This window comes from Actinacidiphila yeochonensis CN732 (genome assembly GCF_000745345.1).
In the GTDB taxonomy this organism is placed as follows: Bacteria; Actinomycetota; Actinomycetes; order Streptomycetales; family Streptomycetaceae; genus Actinacidiphila; species Actinacidiphila yeochonensis.
Genome location: NZ_JQNR01000004.1, coordinates 18667 through 37894 on the forward strand (window position 1 = coordinate 18667; position 19228 = coordinate 37894).

At 74.9% G+C, this 19228-nt stretch carries 11 protein-coding genes and 2 pseudogenes; 12 read left to right on the forward strand and 1 reads right to left on the reverse strand.

What is annotated here, in order from left to right; genetic code table 11:
• The first annotated feature begins 182 nt into the window (after window positions 1–182).
• The 3 genes from recN (at window position 183) to BS72_RS07020 (ending at window position 4357) form a co-directional block, all read left to right on the forward strand.
• Window positions 183–1955, forward strand: coding sequence for a DNA repair protein RecN (gene recN, locus BS72_RS07010; RefSeq protein WP_037908012.1), 1773 nt, complete (start codon window positions 183–185; stop codon window positions 1953–1955).
• Between the two features lie 91 nt (window positions 1956–2046).
• Window positions 2047–2871 (forward strand): hypothetical protein, encoded by an 825-nt coding sequence (locus tag BS72_RS07015; RefSeq protein WP_051950771.1) that lies wholly within the window; start codon window positions 2047–2049, stop codon window positions 2869–2871.
• Between the two features lie 358 nt (window positions 2872–3229).
• Window positions 3230–4357, forward strand: coding sequence for a glycosyltransferase family 4 protein (locus BS72_RS07020; protein WP_037908014.1), 1128 nt, complete (start codon window positions 3230–3232; stop codon window positions 4355–4357).
• Between the two features lie 76 nt (window positions 4358–4433).
• Here the strand turns inward: BS72_RS07020 and BS72_RS07025 are convergent, their stop codons facing one another.
• Window positions 4434–6245 (reverse strand): glycoside hydrolase family 15 protein, encoded by a 1812-nt coding sequence (locus BS72_RS07025; protein ID WP_037908016.1) that lies wholly within the window; start codon window positions 6243–6245, stop codon window positions 4434–4436.
• Between the two features lie 705 nt (window positions 6246–6950).
• On the opposite strand from BS72_RS07025, the gene BS72_RS07030 reads away from it, so the two are divergent.
• From BS72_RS07030 to BS72_RS07070, 9 genes and pseudogenes are all read left to right on the forward strand, one after another.
• The gene (locus BS72_RS07030) at window positions 6951–8609 is read left to right on the forward strand and encodes a CTP synthase (RefSeq protein ID WP_078901110.1); all 1659 of its coding nucleotides are present in this window, start codon (window positions 6951–6953) and stop codon (window positions 8607–8609) included.
• A gap of 82 nt (window positions 8610–8691) precedes the next feature.
• Window positions 8692–9315, forward strand: a complete 624-nt coding sequence (locus BS72_RS07035) for an NUDIX domain-containing protein (RefSeq protein ID WP_037908022.1) — start codon at window positions 8692–8694, stop codon at window positions 9313–9315.
• An 846-nt stretch (window positions 9316–10161) separates the two neighbouring features.
• Window positions 10162–12198: a tetratricopeptide repeat protein gene (locus BS72_RS07040; RefSeq protein WP_232792260.1), complete on the forward strand. Its 2037-nt coding sequence runs from the start codon at window positions 10162–10164 to the stop codon at window positions 12196–12198.
• Between the two features lie 385 nt (window positions 12199–12583).
• Entirely contained in the window at window positions 12584–13699 is a 1116-nt protein-coding gene (ald, locus tag BS72_RS07045) for an alanine dehydrogenase (RefSeq protein WP_078901262.1), read from the forward strand.
• A gap of 396 nt (window positions 13700–14095) precedes the next feature.
• Window positions 14096–15025, forward strand: a pseudogene (locus BS72_RS07050) (ParA family protein); the annotation flags it as partial.
• Window positions 15010–15714 carry a hypothetical protein gene (locus BS72_RS07055; RefSeq protein WP_232792261.1) on the forward strand — a complete coding sequence of 235 codons (705 nt, stop codon included), beginning with the start codon at window positions 15010–15012 and terminating at the stop codon, window positions 15712–15714. The pseudogene BS72_RS07050 and the gene BS72_RS07055, both read left to right, overlap by 16 nt.
• Window positions 15715–15895: 181 nt before the next feature.
• A pseudogene (locus BS72_RS07060) lies at window positions 15896–17113 on the forward strand (segregation/condensation protein A); the annotation flags it as partial.
• A gap of 266 nt (window positions 17114–17379) precedes the next feature.
• Entirely contained in the window at window positions 17380–18123 is a 744-nt protein-coding gene (gene scpB, locus BS72_RS07065; RefSeq protein ID WP_078901111.1) for an SMC-Scp complex subunit ScpB, read from the forward strand.
• Window positions 18123–19220, forward strand: coding sequence for a pseudouridine synthase (locus BS72_RS07070; RefSeq protein ID WP_037908032.1), 1098 nt, complete (start codon window positions 18123–18125; stop codon window positions 19218–19220). Before scpB ends, BS72_RS07070 begins: the two co-directional genes overlap by 1 nt.
• Window positions 19221–19228: the final 8 nt, after the last annotated feature.

Here is a 19228-nt window from a genome sequence, read left to right on the forward strand (position 1 = left end):
CGCCCCTTCGCGGGTACCCCTGTGCGTACGGTCAGCCGGCCGGGGGAGTGGCGGAGGGCTCGCTCGCGCGCCCGCCGCGGGGAGGCCGGCAGGCAGGCGGGGACGCCCCGCGGGCCGGCGGCCGCGCGGGCCGCGGGGTGCCGGAACGGGGCGGGCGTCGCGCGGGGTGCCGTGAACCTCGTATGGTCGTATCCGTGTTGGAGGAAATGCGCATCCGCTCGCTCGGAGTCATCGAGGACGCCGTGGTGGAACTGTCCCCCGGCTTCACCGCGGTGACGGGTGAGACCGGTGCCGGCAAGACCATGGTCGTCACCAGCCTCGGCCTGCTCCTGGGCGGCCGGGCCGACCCCGCCCTGGTGCGGATCGGCGCCAAGCAGGCCGTGGTCGAGGGGCGCGTCGCCCTCGGCCCGGGCGCCCGCGCGGCCGTCCGCGCCGAGGAGGCCGGGGCCGAGCTGGACGACGGCGCGCTGCTCATCAGCCGTACCGTCTCCGCCGAGGGCCGCTCCCGCGCCCATGTCGGCGGCCGCGGCGTGCCCGTCGGGCTGCTCGGTGAGCTGGCCGACGACCTCGTGGCCGTGCACGGCCAGACGGACCAGCAGGGACTGCTGCGGCCCGCCCGGCAGCGCGAGGCGCTGGACCGCTACGCCGGCGACGCCGTCGACGTGCCGCTGGCGAGGTACGCCGCCTCGTACCGCCGGCTGCGGGAGGTCGCACGGGAGTACGAGGAGCTGACCACCCGCGCCCGCGAGCGCGCCCAGGAGGCCGACCTGCTGCGGTTCGGCGTCGAGGAGATCGCGGCAGCCGAACCGCTGCCGGGCGAGGACGCCGAACTGGCGGCCGAGGCGGAGCGCCTGGGGCACGCCGAGGCGCTCGCCTCCGCCGCCACCGCCGCCCACGCCGCGCTGGCCGGCAACCCCGAGGACCCCGAGGGCGTGGACGCCGGCACCGTCGTGGCCGCCGCCCAGCGCGCCCTCGACGCGGTCAGCCGCCATGACCCGGTGCTCCGCGACCTCGCCGCCCGGCTCGGCGAGATCGGCATCCTCGTCGGCGACGCGGCCGGCGACCTCGCCGGGTACGCCGCCGACCTGGACGCCGACCCGCTGCGGCTGGCCGCGGTGGAGGAACGGCGCGCCGTCCTCGCCCACCTGGTCCGCAAGTACGGCGCCGAGCCCGGCGCGGAGCTGCGGGGCACCGACGCCGTCCTGGAGTGGGCCCGGCGCGGCGCCGCCCGCCTCGCCGAGCTGGAAGGCGACGACGACCGCGTCGCCGGCCTCGCCGCCGAGCACGACGCGCTGCGCACCGAGCTGTCCGGCCTCGGCCAGGCCCTCAGCGACGCCCGGACGGAGGCCGCCGAGCGGTTCGCCGCCGCCGTCACCGCCGAGCTGGCCGAGCTGGCCATGCCGCACGCCCGGGTGACCGTGGCGATCCGGCAGACCGAGGCCGCGGACGCCGAGGCGGGCATCGACATCGGCGGCCGCGCCGTCGCCTACGGCCCCACCGGCGCCGACGAGGTCGAGCTCCAGCTGGCCCCGCACCCCGGCGCGCAGCCCCGGCCCATCGCCAAGGGCGCCTCCGGCGGTGAGCTGTCGCGGGTGATGCTCGCCGTCGAGGTGGTGTTCGCGGGCACCGCGCCGGTGCCGACCTACCTCTTCGACGAGGTCGACGCCGGCGTCGGAGGCAAGGCCGCGGTCGAGGTGGGGCGGCGGCTGGCCCGGCTGGCCAGGACCGCGCAGGTCGTCGTGGTCACCCATCTGCCGCAGGTCGCCGCGTTCGCCGACCGGCAGCTGCTGGTGGAGAAGACCAACGACGGGTCGGTGACCCGCAGCGGGGTGTCCGTGCTGGAGGGGGAGGACCGGGTACGCGAGCTGTCCAGGATGCTCGCCGGCCTGGAGGATTCCGAACTCGGCCGCGCCCACGCCGAGGAACTGCTCGCGGCCGCCAAGGCCGCGCGCTGAGGACGCTCCGGCCGCGTCTCCGCCGCGGTCGGGGCAGCCCGCTCCGGACGGCGCGGGCGCGGCACGCGGGCCGACCAGGGAGGCCGGAGAAGTGAGCAGAAGCGGGCACGTGTCGGTGGGGGCCGCGGCCGCCGCCGCGACCAGGGCCGCCTACGTCCAGTTGCGCCGCCGGCCCCCGGTGGAGCCGAGGTTGTGGCAGCGCACCAACTACGCCGGCCGGGGGGTCGAGCTCTACGGCGGTCTGGCCGCCGCCGCGGGTGCCGCCACCGCGATGGCCGCCGCCCGCGGGGTGAGCGGCAGGGTCCGGCTCGCCGCCGTGGGCGCGGTGCTCGCGGCCGCTGTCTGCGGCGCCTACGACGACCAGAAGGGCTCACCCCGCGAGCGGGGCTTCGCCGCCCACCTGCGGGCGCTGCGCGACCGCCGGCTGACCTCGGGCGGCGTCAAACTGCTGGGCATCGGTGCGGCCGCCGCGGCCGCGGGTGCCGCCCTCAAGGCCCGCCCGCTGGACCGGGCGCTGGCCGGCGTGGTCATCGCCGGCACGGCCCACGCGGTGAACCTGCTGGACGTGGTGCCGGGCCGGGCCGCCAAGGCGGTCATCACCGCCGGGCTGCCCGGCCTGCTGCGGCGCGGCCCCGGAGCGGTGCTCGCCTCCGCGCCGGTGGGCGCCGCAGCGGCCGTGCTCGGCGACGACCTGGACGAGCGGACCATGCTCGGCGACGCCGGCGCGCACGCCCTGGGCGCCGCCCTCGGCGCGGCCCTCGCCCTGGCCGACCGGCGGCCCGCGCTGCTGCTGCACGCCGCCACCGTCGTCGCCTTCGCCGTGGCAGGCGACCGGGTCGGCCGGCGAAGCCTGTGGAACGCCCGCGGGTTGCGGCACTTCGACACCTGGGGACGCAGATATCACCCGTACGGGTGATCGGCCCCTGGGGGAGCGGGTCCGATGCCGTACGAAGCGGTCGGGGCGGGGCCGGGGACTGGCATCCTGGGACGGACGCCGCGCCGGCGAACGTTCCCGCCCGCGCGGACGTCGCGTGGACCGCGCGGCTCCCGCCGCACCTCGCCTCAGCCCTGAGCCCGCAAGCCCAGAGCCGTAAGCGCCCGAGCCGTAAACCCCCCATCCCCGATCCTCCCAGCCGCAAGCCCCCGAGCCCTCAAGCCCCGCGAAGACGAAGCCGTACCCGGGACCCCGCCCTTGGCCCACCGTCGGAATCCCGGCCGGGCGCGGCGTCCCCGGGCCGGCCGCTGACCGCCGCCCAGTCAGGAGCCCCAGCCGCGTGAGCAGCACCGACCTCTCCGCCCCGGGACAGCTGCACGCCGTGCACGTGCTCGGCACGGTGGCGGGGGCGCACGTCAGCTCCCTGGTCGGCGGGCTGGTGGCACGCGGGGTGGACGTCACCGTGTGCGGCCCGGCCACCGCCGAGGCCGACTACGGCTTCGGTGCCACCGGCGCCCGCTACACCCGCGTCGACCTCGGGCGCGCCCTCACCGCCGACGCGCCCGCCGTGGCGGCCCTGCGCACCGCCGCCGTCGGCGCCGGGGTGGTCCACGCGCACGGGCTGCGCGCGGGGCTGCTGGCCGCCCTGGCCCTCGGCGGCCGCCGCACCCCGCTGGTGCTCACCTGGCACGGCGCGCGGCCGCCGGCCGACGGCCGTGCCGCCCTGCTGGCCCGCTGGCTGGAGCGCCGCGCGGCCCGTTCGGCCACCACCGTGCTCGCCACCACCTCCGACCTGGTCGACCGGGCACGCCGGCACGGTGCCCGCGACGTGCGGCTGGCCCCCGCCGGGGTGCCCAGGCCGGCGGCCCGGCCGCCCCGGCCGCCGGCCGACGGCGAGCGCCACCGGCAGCGGGTGCGCTCGGAGTTCGGCGCCGTCGACCGGCCGCTGCTGCTCGCGGTCGGCCGGCTGGAGCCGGACGCCGGGTACGAGACGCTGCTGGCCGCCGCCGGACTGTGGGCCGGCGATGCCCTGCAGCCGCTGCTGGTGGTGGCCGGGGACGGCCCGCGGGCCGAGGACCTGAGGCAGCGGGCAGCCGAGGGCAAGCTGCCCGTGCGGTTCCTCGGCGCCCGTGACGACGTGCCCGAGCTGCTGGCCGCCGCCGACCTCGTGGTGCTGCCCAGCCGCTGGGAGGCCCGCGCGCTGATCGCCCAGGAGGCGCTGTACGCGGGCGTGCCCCTGGTGGCCAGCGCGGTCGGGGGCACCCCCGAACTGGTCGGCGACGCCGCCGTCCTGGTCCCCTACGGGGACGCCGGGGCGCTGGCGGCGGCGGTGTCGGAACTGCTCGCCGACCCCGAGCGGCGCACCGCGCTGTCCGTGGCGGGCCGCGCCCAGGCCGCGACCTGGCCCACCGAGGACGACACGGTGGCCCAGGTGCTCAGCGTCTACGACGAACTGACCCGGGCCTGACGCCGTCCGCCGCGGGCACGCGCCCAGGTCGGGCACGCGCCCGCGGGCGGAGCGGTGGCGGCTGCCGGTGGAGGCACTAGCGGATGGCGCCGGCCGCGGTCAGGCGCAGGGCGGTGTCGATGAGCGGGACGTGGCTGAACGCCTGGGGGAAGTTGCCGACCTGGCGTTGGAGGCGGGGGTCCCATTCCTCGGCGAGGAGGCCGAGGTCGTTGCGCAGGGCCAGCAGCTTCTCGAACAGCTGTCGGGCTTCGTCGACGCGGCCGATCATGGCGAGGTCGTCGGCCATCCAGAAGGAGCAGGCGAGGAAGGCGCCCTCGTCGCCGGGGAGGCCGTCGACGTTCTCCTCGGGGTTGTCCGCGGCGGTGTGGGTGGGGTAGCGCAGGATGAAGCCGTCGGAGGTGGACAGCTCGCGCTGGATGGCCTCGATGGTGCCGATGACGCGCTTGTCGTCCGGGGGGAGGAAGCCCATCTGGGGGATGAGCAGCAGGGAGGCGTCCAGTTCCTGGGAGCCGTAGGACTGGGTGAAGGTGTTGCGTTCCTTGTCGTAGCCCTTCTCGCACACGTCGGCGTGGATGTCGTCGCGCAGGTCGCGCAGCTCTTCGAGGGGGCCTTCGATCTCGCCGGACTCGATGAGCTTGACGGTGCGGTCGACGGCGACCCAGGCCATGACCTTGGAGTGGGTGAAGTGCCGGCGCGGCCCGCGGACCTCCCAGATGCCCTCGTCGGGCTCGGTCCAGTGCTTGGCCAGGTAGTCGATCAGCTTCAGCTGGAGGACGCTGGCGTAGTCGTTGCGGGCCATACCGGTCATGTGGCCCAGGTGCAGGGCCTCGATGACCTCGCCGTAGACGTCGAGCTGGAGCTGGTGGGCGGCGCCGTTGCCGATGCGGACGGGGCGGGAGCCCTCGTAGCCGGGCAGCCAGTGCAGCTCGTTCTCGCCGAGCTCGCGCTCGCCGGCGATGCCGTACATGATCTGGAGGTTCTCCGGGTCGCCGGCCACCGCGCGCAGCAGCCACTCGCGCCAGGCGCGGGCTTCTTCGCGGTATCCGGTGCGCAGCAGCGAGGAGAGGGTGATCGCGGCGTCGCGCAGCCAGGTGAAGCGGTAGTCCCAGTTGCGGACGCCGCCGATGTCCTCGGGCAGTGAGGTGGTGGGGGCGGCGACGATGCCGCCGGTGGGCCCGTAGGTGAGGGCCTTCAGGGTGATCAGGGAGCGGATGACGGCCTCGTGGTAGGGGCCGCTGTAGGTGCACTGGGCGACCCACTCGCGCCAGAACGCCTCCGTGTTGCGCAGCGCCGCCATGGGGTCGGGCAGCGCGGGCTGCGGCTTGTGGGAGGGCTCCCAGCTGATGGTGAAGCAGGCCCGTTCGCCGGCGGCGACGGTGAAGTCGCTGTAGGTGGTGAGGTCCTCGCCGTAGGTGTCGACATCGGTGTCGAGCCACACCGAGTCGGGGCCGGCCACGGCGACGGTGCGGGCGCCGACCTGCTGGACCCAGGGGACGACCTGGCCGTAGGCGAAGCGCATCCGCAGGGAGGAGCGCATCCGCACCTGCCCGGAGAGGCCCTCCACTATCCGGATGACCTGCGGCGCGCCGTCGCGCGGCGGCATGAAGTCGGTCACCCGGACGGTGCCGGTGTCGGTGTCCCACTCGGACTCCAGGACCAGCGACTCGCCGCGGTAGTGGCGGCGGGTGGCGTCCGGTGTCCCGGCGCCCTCGGGAACGGCGGGGCCGATCCGCCAGAAGCCGTGCTGGTCGGTGCCCAGCAGTCCGGCGAAGACCGCCGGTGAGTCGAACCGGGGCAGGCAGAGCCAGTCCACGGTGCCGTCCCGGCAGACCAGCGCGGCTGTCTGCATGTCACCGATGAGTGCGTAGTCCTCGATACGCCCTGCCACGAGCTACTCCAGTCGAACACGGCGCCGCCCCCGAGGGGACGGTCTTCTTGCGGTCGGGGGACAGAAATCCTGCGGAAACCCGGTCTGGAACTGTCGGAAAAACTGGGCGAGCCGCGGTCCGACAAGAGGGCGGGGATGTGCCGTGCCGGTCGTCTCGCGCAAATGCGTCCGAGCAGAATACGTCCTCGGGCGGGCCGCTGCGTGCCTCTCGTCGATCTTCGCTCGGCCGAACGGGCGCACCCGAAGTCAAAGCCGTGGCAGGCGCCTTGGGGCACTCTCACGGACGGCGGTACGACCGTGTCGTACGGCACTCTCCGCACGTCTGTGCGAAAAAGCCCGCAGCAATTCCGTGCGTCCGCCGGCCGTGCCGCCGGTACGCGTTTCCAGCCTCGCATACGGCGCTGCCTACCCGCGGAAGCGCGCCCCACCGCCGTATTTCCACCCGATCGGCACTCGATCGGCACCCCTCCCGCCCGGACCCCTCACCGGTCCGGCACCCGGCCGCCGGCGATCGCCGCCCGGCCGCCGAGCGCCCCCTCAGGTCGGCGTGGCGACCTCGCGGCCGAGCCGCCCGCCGGTGCCACTGCCTGGTCGCTGATACCCTGGTAGCCCGTGGGCCGGTGGGCTGTGAACCACTGAACCGCCGCGACGGCGCTCCGACCGGAGCCGTCCCGACCCTCACATCGCGACCACGGGAGCCCCCTCTTGGCAAGTGCGCCGAAATCCACGACGACCAAGCACATCTTCGTCACCGGTGGTGTGGCGTCCTCGCTGGGCAAGGGCCTCACCGCCTCCAGCCTCGGTGCGCTGCTCAAAGCCCGCGGCCTCCGGGTGACCATGCAGAAGCTCGACCCGTACCTCAACGTGGACCCGGGCACCATGAACCCGTTCCAGCACGGTGAGGTCTTCGTCACGGACGACGGAGCCGAGACCGACCTGGACATCGGCCACTACGAGCGGTTCCTCGACGTGAACCTCGCGGGCTCCGCGAACGTCACCACCGGCCAGGTCTACTCCTCGGTGATCGCCAAGGAGCGCCGCGGCGAGTACCTGGGCGACACCGTGCAGGTCATCCCGCACATCACCAACGAGATCAAGTCGCGCATCCGGCGTATGGCCGGCGACGACGTGGACGTGGTGATCACCGAGGTCGGCGGCACCGTCGGCGACATCGAGTCGCTGCCGTTCCTGGAGTCGGTCCGCCAGGTCCGCCACGAGGTCGGCCGCGACAACGTCTTCGTCGTGCACATCTCGCTGCTGCCCTACATCGGCCCCTCCGGCGAGCTGAAGACCAAGCCGACCCAGCACTCGGTGGCCGCGCTGCGCAACATCGGCATCCAGCCCGACGCGATCGTGCTGCGCGCCGACCGCGAGGTGCCCACCGCGATCAAGCGCAAGATCTCGCTGATGTGCGACGTGGACGAGGACGCCGTGGTCGCCGCCATCGACGCCCCCTCCATCTACGACATCCCCAAGGTGCTGCACACCGAGGGCCTGGACGCCTACGTGGTGCGCCGCCTCGACCTGCCCTTCCGGGACGTGGACTGGAGCCAGTGGGACGACCTGCTCAAGCGCGTCCACGAGCCCGAGCACGAGGTGACCGTCGCCCTCGTCGGCAAGTACATCGACCTGCCCGACGCCTACCTGTCGGTGACCGAGGCGCTGCGGGCCGGCGGCTTCGCCAACAGCGCCCGCGTCCACATCAAGTGGGTCACCTCCGACGACTGCAGGACCCCGGCCGGCGCCGCCGCCCAGCTCGGCGGTGTCGACGCGGTGTGCGTGCCCGGCGGCTTCGGCGACCGCGGCGTGGACGGCAAGGTCGGCGCCATCACCTACGCCCGTGAACAGCGCATCCCGCTGCTGGGCCTGTGCCTGGGCCTCCAGTGCATCGTCATCGAGGCCGCCCGCAACCTCGCCGGCATCGCCGACGCCAACTCCACCGAGTTCGACCCGGCCACCGCCCACCCGGTGATCTCCACCATGGCCGAGCAGCTGGACATCGTCGACGGCAAGGGCGACCTCGGCGGCACCATGCGCCTGGGCACCTACCCGGCCAAGCTCGCCGAGGGCTCCATCGTCCGCGAGGTCTACGGCGACCAGCCCTACGTCGAGGAGCGCCACCGGCACCGCTACGAGGTGAACAACGCCTACCGGGCGGAGCTGGAGAAGAAGGCCGGCATCGTCTTCTCGGGCACGTCCCCGGACAGCAAGCTGGTCGAGTACGTGGAGTACCCGCGTGACGTCCACCCCTATCTGGTGGCCACGCAGGCCCACCCCGAGCTGAAGTCCCGGCCCACCCGGCCGCACCCGCTCTTCGCCGGGCTGGTCAAGGCCGCCGTCGCGGCCAAGACGGCCGGCCGGTAGCAGCCGCACGGCGATCCGCGGGCCCGTGTGCGCATGGGCCCGCGGGCACACCCACCCGGACACGGACCCCGGAAGGCGCAGCATGCTCAAGGACTCCCCCGAGGAGTGGCGGATCACCGCCAGCACCACCCCGTTCACCGGCAACAAGACCGGCGTGCGGACCGACACGGTGGTGATGCCGGACGGCTCCACCGTCACCCGCGACTACCAGGTCCACCCCGGCTCGGTGGCCGTCCTCGCCTTGGACGACGACGGGAAGGTGCTGGTGCTCAAGCAGTACCGCCACCCCGCCCGGCAGAAGCTGTGGGAGATCCCGGCCGGACTGCTCGACGTGCCCGGAGAGAACCCGCTGCACGCCGCCCAGCGCGAGCTGTACGAGGAGGCCTACGCCAAGGCCGACGACTGGCGGGTGCTCGCCGACGTCTACACCTCGCCCGGCGGTTCCGACGAGGCGGTGCGGATCTTCCTTGCCCGGGGCGTCTCCGAGGCCGAGGGCGAGCGGTTCGAGGTCGCCGAGGAGGAGGCCGACCTGGAGTACGCCCGGGTGCCGCTGGCCGACCTGGTGCGCGGGGTCCTCGCGGGTGAGCTGCACAACAGCTGCCTGGTCGTCGGCGTGCTGGCGCTGAACGCGGCGCTGACCGGCGACGGCGTGGACGCGCTGCGCCCGGCCGACGCGCCCTGGCCGGCCCGCCCCTTCACCGCCTGAGGGTCGTGACCGGCGGGTCCGTCCCTATGCGGGCATACGGGCTTACGGGCCCGCCCCTGCCTCTGCGCGGCGTCGGAGGCGGTCGGGCACCTGGGGAGCCGGGCCCGCGCGGTCGCGGTCCCTGGCACCCGGACACCGTCCGGGTGCCAGGGGACGTCACTCGGCGGCCGGACTCCGTGGTCGCCCGGACGCCCGGGCGGGACGGGGCACCAAGGTCGCGAGGCGTGGTCGGCGTCCTTGGGTCGCGGGTCGCGCTCTGTAGGTCGCTCGATGTGGGTGGGGTCCCTTGGAGGGCTGAGGTCGAGCCCCGTCGGCGGCGGTGCGATGATCCGATGGGGTGATTGTCGGTCGCGTTGACGGTGTCAGCTGCGGGAGCGCGGCGCCCCCCGTGAACTAGGCTCGACGCGCCCCCTTCCCAGGGCACCCCTCGACCTCCCGGGAGCGCGCCCGTGACGGACCAGGCCCTCGACCCCCGGCGGACCCCCCAGGGCGCTGGACCGGCGGGGACGCCTGCGCCCGGGGTGAAGCCCGCATCGCTGCGAAGGGCGAAGCAGGCCGCCGACGCCCCGGCGCCAGGACGCGCGCCCATGCCCCGGCGGGACCCCCTTCCGCGCCACCTGTGCCGTCCGCGCCGGCCGCGCCACCCTCCATGCCTTCCGCGCCGTCCGCCCGGGCGGCGCGGGGCGGCGCGTCGTCCAAGGCCGTCCCGCCGCCACCGCGCGAGGCCCCGGCCGTACCCGCCCCCATCGTCCCCGTGCCGGCCCCGGCCGCGCCGCAGCCGCCCCGTACCCGCCGTACGCCCCCGAGGCGGGCGCGCCGCCGGTCGCCGTGCGGAGCCTGCCCGAGGTGCCCGCCCACTTCGCCGGCCGCACCCGCGAACGGGCCGAGCTGCGCGCCGAGATCCGCCGTCCCGGCCTCTCCGCCGTCAGAGGCGGCCGGGCCGCGGCGCGGGTGCGGGTCCTGCTGGTGGCCGGGCGCCCCGGCACCGGCCGCACCGCGCTCGCCGTCCGCCTCGCCCACGACGTGGCCGGCGACTACCCCGACGGCCGGTTCTTCGTCCGCCTCACCGACGACGCGGGCCGTCCGGTGCCGCCTGCCCGCACCGCCGCCGCGCTGCTGCGGGCGCTGGGCGTCCTGGACGCGGGAGCCGACCCGGCCGGGCGCTGGCGGGCCGAGGCCGCGCGGCGCAGGCTGCTGCTCGTCCTCGACGACGTCCCGCACGCCGACCAGCTCGACGGGCTGCTGCCCGACGCCCCCGGCTGCCTCGTCGTCGCGACCGCCGCGGGGCCGCTGTCCGGCGTGCCCGACGTCCGGCCGTGCGTCATCGGCGGCCTCGACGCCGCCGCCGCGCTGGAGGTGCTTGTCGGCCGGATCGGCGACACCCGCGTCACCAACGACCCGCGGGCCGCCGAGGCCCTCGTCCACGAGCTGTCCTGCCACCCGGCGGCCCTGCGGATGGCCGCCGCCTGGCTCGCCGCCCGGCCCCGCACCTCGCTGGCCGACGCCGTCGCCCGGCTGCGCGCCGCCTCCGACACGCCGTTCACCCGGCGGACCGCGGCCGAGGAGCCCGGCTCCGTCCTGGAGCCCATCCCGGAGACCAGCCCGGAGCCGACCGCGGAGAGCCGCCGCCCGGCCGCTCCCGGTGTCCTCGTCCGGGCCTTCCGCACCGTCCACGCGGACCTTCCCGCCCCTTCGGCCCGGCTGCTGCGCGCCCTCGTCCTGGCCCCGGCCGGCAGTATCGACGCGCACATCGCCTCCGCGCTGGCCGGCTGCCCGCCGGAGACCGCCGCGCGGGCCCTGGACGCCCTGGAGGACGCCGCCCTCCTCGCCCCCGGGTCCGGCGCCGGCCTGTACCGGCTGCCGGAGTGCCTGGTGCCCATGCTCGACGCCCTGCTGTACACCTCCGAGCGCCCCCAGGACATCAGGCTCGCCAGGGCGCGGATGCTGGAGCGGACCGTCCGGCTGCTGGAGGCGGCCAGGCCGGCGCTCACCGGTGCGCCCGCCGACACGGCGCCGGCCGGCGGTATCCGTTTCGCCTCGGCCGCGGCCGCGGGCCAGTGGCTGCGCGCGCGGCGCCCCGCGCTGGTGGCCGCCGCCCGGACCGCCGTGGACGACGGCGAGCTCGACACCCTCGCCCGCCGCCTGGTCGCCGCCCTGGTGCTGGCCCTGCGGGCCGACCCCGGCGCCGACCCGGGCGCCGTCGACCGCTACCTCCTGCACACCCTGGCGCTCACCGTCGCCGAGCGGCGCGGACTGGTACGCGAGAAGGCCGCCGCGCTGGTCCACCTCGCCGACCTCGACGCCGAGGCGGGCCGTACGGAGCAGGCCGCGGCCGGCTACCGCAAGGCCCTGGACGCGGCGCGGGCGGCCGACGACACCGAGGCCGAGGGCCGCGTCCTCGAAGCGCTCGGCGGCGCCCACCTGGAGCGCGGCGACCTGCCCCGCGCCTGTGACTGGTTCGGCCGGGCGCTGGCCCTGCGCCAGGCCCGCGGTGAGCTCCTGGACCAGGCCCGGCTGCACGCCAGGACCGGCGCCGTCCTCGTCCGCCTCGGCCGCTATCCCGAGGCGCTGCGCGCCTGGAGGGCCGCCGGGCCGCGCACCGGCGGCTCGGCGACCAGCCCTCCCAGGTGCGGGCGCTCGCGGAGGCCGCCAGGGTGCAGGAGTACGCCGGCCAGGGCGAGGACGCCCTGCGCACGTGCCGCGACGCCCTGCAATGGGCCCGCCAGGGGAGCGACCACGCGGTGGAGGCCGCGGTGCTGCTGCGCCTGGCCGACATCCTCGCCCGGCTCGGCGACACCGGCGGCGCCGACGTCCAGCGCACCGCCGCCCGCCGGCTGCTGGGCCCCGGCGAGCGCCCGGCCTTCTGACCGGCCGCCTCTCTGATCGTCAGTCCTGCGGCCGTCCGGGTCGGGGATCCTTCCGGCCGTCCGGGTCGGCCGCCCTTCCACCGTCCGAGCGGCCGGCCTCCGGCCGACGCCTGGAGCCTCGGTCCCCTGTCCTTCCGGCCTGCCCGTTCCTTCGGGCCGCCGCCGGGCCGCCCGGTGCTCCCCGCGCACAACCCCATGCGCGCGTCCAAGAGAATGCCAGCCTACGAAACTGCCAACGCAATCGCGTGAACCCACCACTTTGTAAGGCTGGACACCGGCTCTCCCTTCACTAAACTGGCTCAGGCCGCTGTCAATGCGGTCAGATCCGGCGTGTCGTGCCGTAGTGCGCCATGCCTGGACGAATCTCCCGGCAATCCCAGAGCGCAAGGACCGTGATCGACGTGAAGGTGGGCATCCCCCGCGAGGTCAAGAACAACGAGTTCCGCGTGGCCATCACCCCGGCCGGCGTGCACGAGCTCGTCCGAGGCGGCCACCGGGTCGTCGTCGAGCAGGGCGCCGGACTGGGCTCCTCCATCCCGGACGAGGAGTACGCGGCGGCCGGTGCGGCCGTCCTGCCCTCGGCCGACGAGGTCTGGGCGGAGGCCGACCTCCTGCTGAAGGTGAAGGAGCCGGTCGCCGAGGAGTACCACCGGCTGCGCAAGGACCAGGTCCTCTTCACGTACCTCCACCTGGCCGCGTCCCGCGAGTGCACCGACGCGCTGCTGGAGTCCGGTACGACCGCCATCGCGTACGAGACGGTCGAGACCCCCGGCCGCCGGCTGCCGCTGCTGGCCCCGATGTCCGAGGTGGCGGGCCGGCTCGCGCCGCAGGTCGGCGCCTACCACCTGATGCGCTCGGCCGGCGGCCGCGGCGTGCTGCCCGGCGGGGTCCCCGGCGTGCGGTCCGGGCAGGCCGTGGTGATCGGCGCCGGCGTCTCCGGCTGGCACGCCACCACCATCGCGCTCGGCCTCGGCTTCCACGTCACCCTGCTGGACAAGGACGTGGACAAACTGCGCGAGGCGGACAAGGTCTTCGGCAACCGCGTGCAGACCGTCGCCTCCAACGCGCTCGCCCTCGAGCAGGCGGTGCTCGACGCCGACCTGGTCGTCGGCGCGGTCCTCATCCCCGGCGCGAAGGCGCCGAAGCTGGTCACCAACGAGCTGGTGTCGCGCATGAAGTCGGGATCAGTACTTGTCGACATCGCGATCGACCAGGGCGGCTGCTTCGAGGACTCCCGCCCCACCACCCACACCGAGCCGACCTTCACGGTCCACGACTCCGTGTTCTACTGCGTGGCCAACATGCCCGGCGCGGTGCCGAACACCTCCACCTACGCGCTCACCAACGCCACCCTGCCCTACATCCTGGAGCTGGCCGGCCGTGGCTGGCGGGAGGCGCTGAGCCGCGACGCCGCCCTCGCGCTGGGCCTCAACACCCATGAGGGACAGGTGGTTTACGGTTCGGTGGCGGAGGCCCACGGCCTGGCCGCGGCCGACCTCCAGCAGCTGATCGGCTGACCTCCGGCGGCCCCGCCGCCAAGTACCCCCGCGCGGCGGGGCCTTGCGAGCCAAGGCCCCGCCGCGCGTGTGGTCGTGCCCTTGACAGGGAGGGTGTTCGGTTGCCGACACATCGTGCCGTCTCCGGCGGATTGTGTTGCTGCGGAGTACCGACACGCCATAGAGTCGCAAAACGTCGGCTGTAGTTACGCTGACCTGTCTAGAAGTTCCCTGGTCACCAAGGAGGTAAGACGACTTGTGAATGAGTCGACATTTGCTCCCGGGGGTGGTCAACCAGGAACGACCGTCGGTTCCGTCGCGGTCCGGACCTTCGAGTCACGCCGACCCGATCCGACCGCGGAGACGCGGTACGCCATGACGACCCCTTTCGACGACGACCAGGACGACCTGCAGGACGGCCAGTTCTACGACCCTGACGCCGAGTACGAGCCCGATCCCGAGTACGCCGCCACCCTCGCGCCCGACGCGGCGCGCCAGCGGCGGGAACGCGTCGGCCCCACCGGCCGGCCGCTGCCGTACTTCCCGATCCCCAACCCGCTCACCGACCACGGCCCGGCGAAGATCGTCGCGATGTGCAACCAGAAGGGCGGGGTCGGCAAGACCACCTCGACCATCAACCTGGGAGCCGCGCTGGCCGAGTACGGCCGCCGGGTGCTGCTCGTCGACTTCGACCCGCAGGGAGCCCTGTCCGTCGGCCTCGGGGTCAACCCGATGGAACTCGACATCACGGTCTACAACCTGCTGATGGAGCGCGGTCTGGCCGCCGACGAGGTGCTGCTGAAGACCGCCGTGCCCGGCATGGACCTGCTGCCGAGCAACATCGACCTGTCCGCCGCCGAGGTGCAGCTGGTCAGCGAGGTGGCCCGGGAGTCCGCGCTCCAGCGCGCCCTGAAGCCGCTGCTGTCCGACTACGACTACATCGTGATCGACTGCCAGCCCTCCCTCGGCCTGCTGACCGTCAACGCGCTCACCGCGGCCCACTCCGTGATCGTCCCGCTGGAGTGCGAGTTCTTCGCCCTGCGCGGGGTGGCGCTGCTCACCGAGACCATCGAGAAGGTCCGCGAGCGGCTCAACCCCGAACTCGTCCTGGACGGCATCCTCGCCACCATGTACGACTCGCGCACCGTGCACAGCCGCGAGGTGCTGGCCCGGGTGGTCGAGGCCTTCGACGACCACGTCTTCCACACCGTCATCGGGCGCACCGTCCGCTTCCCGGAGACCACCGTGGCCGGTGAGCCCATCACCACGTACGCGTCCAACTCCGTCGGTGCCGCCGCCTACCGCCAACTCGCCAGGGAGGTGCTCGCCCGGTGCCACGCCGAGTGAGTCTGCCCGGCGCCGACGAGCTCTTCCGGACCACGGGCGGCTCCGCCTTCCAGGCGCCCCCGCCGGTCCAGGACGGGATGCGGCGGCGGGCGGCCCGCGACGGCGACGCCGACCAGGAGGACGAGGTACGCCCGGAGCCCGCCGTGGCGGGCGCACCGGGCGCACCGGGCACGGTCGGCTTCGGTGAGGGCGGCCCGGCCGGCTCCGAGGAGCACACCGGCCGCGAAGCGGTCCCGCCGGCGCAGCGCCGGCCGATGGGCGGTGAACGGCCCGGCGCCGTCCAGCCCGCCCTGTCGCCGAGCCCGGTCGCCACCGCGACGGTCAGCGCCTCCGTGCCGCCGATCACCGCTGCTCCGCCCGTCTCCTCGGCGCCGCCCGCCGCCTCCGCCGGCCGGCCCACGCCGCCGCCGATCACCGCCACCCCGCAGCCCGCCTCGACAGGCCGGCGCAAGGCGCCCCGGCAGAACCGCCGCCCGAGCGGCCGGGAACGGCACGACGAGAAGATCACCGTCTACGTCTCCGCCGAAGAGCTGATGGACCTGGAGCACGCGCGCCTGGTGCTGCGCGGCGAGCACGGGCTGGCCATCGACCGGGGCCGGATCGTCCGCGAGGCCGTCGCCGTCGTCCTCGCCGACCTGGAGTCCCGCGGAGACGCCAGCATCCTCGTGCGGCGGCTGCGCGGGCGGTAGGCCGCCCGCCGTCCGGCTCCCACCCGTCCCGGCGGGAGCCCGCGGCCCCGGGGGCTCCCGGTCTCCAGCGGGGCCCGCAGCGGACCTGTCCCAGGCCCGCCGCACATCGTCGGGGGCGCCGGGCCGTGGAACGGCCGGCCGGGGGATAGCCTGCTCATCCGACCCCCACCCTGGAACACCGATGCCCGCGAACCCGCCCCCAGACGCTCAGCGCCCACGACGCCGACTCGGTCTCGGCGCGAATTCCCCCGCGCCCGAGCGGAGCGAGTACGGGGCAGGGGCGCCGGCCGCGGCGGCGGCCACCGAGGTGCCTCCCGTCGCGGCCACCGCCACCCTGGAGCCCCCGTCCGGCGCCGCCGCGTCCGGCGAACCCGTGCCGGCTGCCCCCGGCGCTGCCTCGCCCTCCGGTCCTGCCTCCGCTGAGCCGTCGGCCGTACAGGCGGTACAGGCCGTACAGGCCGCCCTGACGGCCGCCGAGGCGCCCGGTGGCGCCGACGTACGTCCTGAGCCCTCCGGAGAGGCGGAGCCGTCGGCGGAGCCCCCTGCGGGGGCGGGGGAGGACGCCGAGGCCGACGGCAGCCGCTTCACCGTCCGGCTGGCCAACTTCGAGGGCCCCTTCGACCTGCTGCTCCAGCTGATCTCGAAGCACAAGCTGGACGTCACCGAGGTCGCGCTCTCCAAGGTCACCAACGAGTTCATGGCGTACATCCACGCCATGGGCCCGGACTGGGACCTGGACCAGACCACCGAGTTCCTGGTCGTGGCCGCGACCCTGCTGGACCTCAAGGCGGCGCGGCTGCTGCCCGCCGCCGAGGTCGAGGACGAGGCCGACCTCGCCCTGCTGGAGGCCCGGGACCTGCTCTTCGCCCGCCTGCTCCAGTACCGCGCCTACAAGCGCATCGCGGCGATCTTCGCCGAGCGGCTGGAGCAGGAGGCGCTCAGCCGCCCCCGGACCGTCGGCCTGGAGCCCCAGCACGCCGAACTGCTGCCCGAGGTCGTCCTCAGCGTCGGCCCGGAGCGGTTCGCGCGGCTCGCGGTGAAGGCCATGCAGCCCAAGCCCAGACCCCAGGTCTACGTCGACCACATCCACGCGCCCCTGGTGAGCGTGCGGGAGCAGGCCGAGCACGTGGTCGCGCTGCTGCGGGAGCGGGGAGCGGCCAGCTTCCGCGAGCTGACCGCCGACGCGGCGGACACCCTCACCGTCGTCGCCCGCTTCCTCGCGCTGCTGGAGCTGTACCGGGAGAAGGCCGTCGCACTCGACCAGGAGGAGGCCCTGGGCGACCTCCAGGTGCGCTGGACCGGTTCCGCGGAGGACACCGGCGCGCCCCTGGTCACCGACGAGTTCGACCAGGAGAGCGGGTCGCCCTCGTCGAAGGCGGCGAAGGGCGACAAGGGCGCGGACGGCGCGGGGGACGTCGCCGGAGCCGGCCACACGCCCAAGGACGCGGAGAGCGGCCCGGCACCAGAGGAGGCCGGGAGCGGTCCGGTGTCCAAGGTCACAGCAGCCGTTCCGGTCCCCGAGGTCGCCGGGACCGATCCGGCCCCCAAGGTCGCCGGGGCCGGGACGTCCCAGGAACGCCACGAGGAGCCCCCGGCGTCCTGGCATGCCGACGGGGGCGTGCAAGACCCGGAGGGCACTGCCCAGGGCCGGAAGGGAGAGCCGTCATGACCACTGCGACCGGAACGGACCCGGAGACCGGGCAGGAGCCCGGGCCGGACGGCGCCGCCCAGGAGGCCGGACGGCCGGGCGGCGGGGAGGCCCGGGAGGGCGCTCCTGCCGGGCTGCTCGCGGCCGCCGTCGCGGAGCTGGAACTCAAGCCGGCGCTGGAGGCCGTCCTCATGGTGGTGGACGAACCCGCCACAGAGGAGCAGCTGGCGAAGGTGCTGGAGCGGCCCCGCCGGACCGTCGCCAAGGCCCTGCGCGAGCTGTCCGACGACTACACCCGACAGGGGCGCGGCTTCGACCTGCGGCTGGTCGCCGGAGGCTGGCGCTTCTACACGCGTCCGGAGTTCTCCCCGGCCGTCGAGCGCCTCGTCCTCGACGGCCAGCAGGCCCGGTTGACCCAGGCCGCGCTGGAGACGCTGGCGGTGGTCGCCTACCGCCAGCCGGTCAGCCGCTCCCGGGTCTCAGCCGTGCGCGGGGTGAACTGCGACGGCGTCATGCGCACCCTGCTCCAGCGGGGGCTGGTGGAGGAGAGTGGGACGGAACCCGAGACAGGTGCGATCCTGTACAGGACGACTCACTACTTCCTGGAACGCATGGGCCTGCGCAGCCTCGACGAGCTGCCGGAGCTCGCCCCGTTCCTGCCGGAGGCGGACGCGGTCGAAGCGGAGTCCCAGGAGGGGCTTCCCTCCTTCGATCCCGACGCCCCCGACGAACCAGCCACCCCTTCGACGACGGAACCTTGATGCGAAGCAGCGACAGGAACAGCGGCGGCAACCGTAACCCCCGGAGCGGAGGCGGCGGGGGCGCCGGGCGCCCCCGTGACGGGCGCGGCGGTGACGGGCCCGAGAGGCCGCGCCGGCCGCGTCCCGAGGAGCGCCGCTACGACGTCGGCGGCACCGGCCAGTCCGGCGCGAACAAGCCCGGCGGCATGCCGCGCACCAAGGACGGCGCGGTCAAGCCGGGCACCAAGGGCACGGGCGGCGGGAAGCCGACCGGCCGGGGCGGCCGCACCATCCCGGCGCGGCCCCGCGAGCTGGACGCCCAGATCGAGGAGCGCAACCGGGAGCGGCACAGCAAGCGCGGCCCCGCGCTGCCCAAGACCTTCCCCGGCGCCGAGCAGGAGGGCGAGCGACTCCAGAAGGTGCTGGCCCGGGCCGGCATGGGCTCGCGGCGGGCCTGCGAGGAGCTGATCGACCAGCGCCGGGTCGAGGTCAACGGGCGGATCGTCACCGAGCAGGGCCTGCGGGTCGACCCCGAGCGCGACGAGGTGAAGGTGGACGGCCTGACCGTCGCCACCCAGTCGTACCTGTTCTTCGCGCTGAACAAGCCCGCCGGCGTCGTCTCCACCATGGAGGACCCCGACGGGCGGCAGTGCCTGGGCGACTACGTGACCAACCGCGAGACCCGGCTCTTCCACGTCGGGCGGCTGGACACCGAGACCGAGGGCATCATCCTGCTCACCAACCACGGCGAGCTGGCCCACCGCCTCACCCACCCGCGCTACGGCGTCAAGAAGACCTACCTGGCGGCCATCCAGGGCCCGCTCCCGCGCGACCTGGGCAAGCAGCTCAAGGACGGCATCCAGCTGGAGGACGGCTGGGCGCGCGCCGACCACTTCCGGATCGTCCAGAACACCGGGAAGAACTACCTGGTCGAGGTGACCCTCCACGAGGGCCGCAAGCACATCGTGCGGCGCATGCTCGCCGAAGCCGGGTACCCCGTCGACCGCCTGGTCCGCACCAGCTTCGGCCCGATCCCGCTCGGCGACCAGAAGTCCGGCTGGCTGCGCCGCCTGACCAACACCGAGGTCGGCATGCTCATGCGCGAGGTCGAGCTGTGAGCTGACGT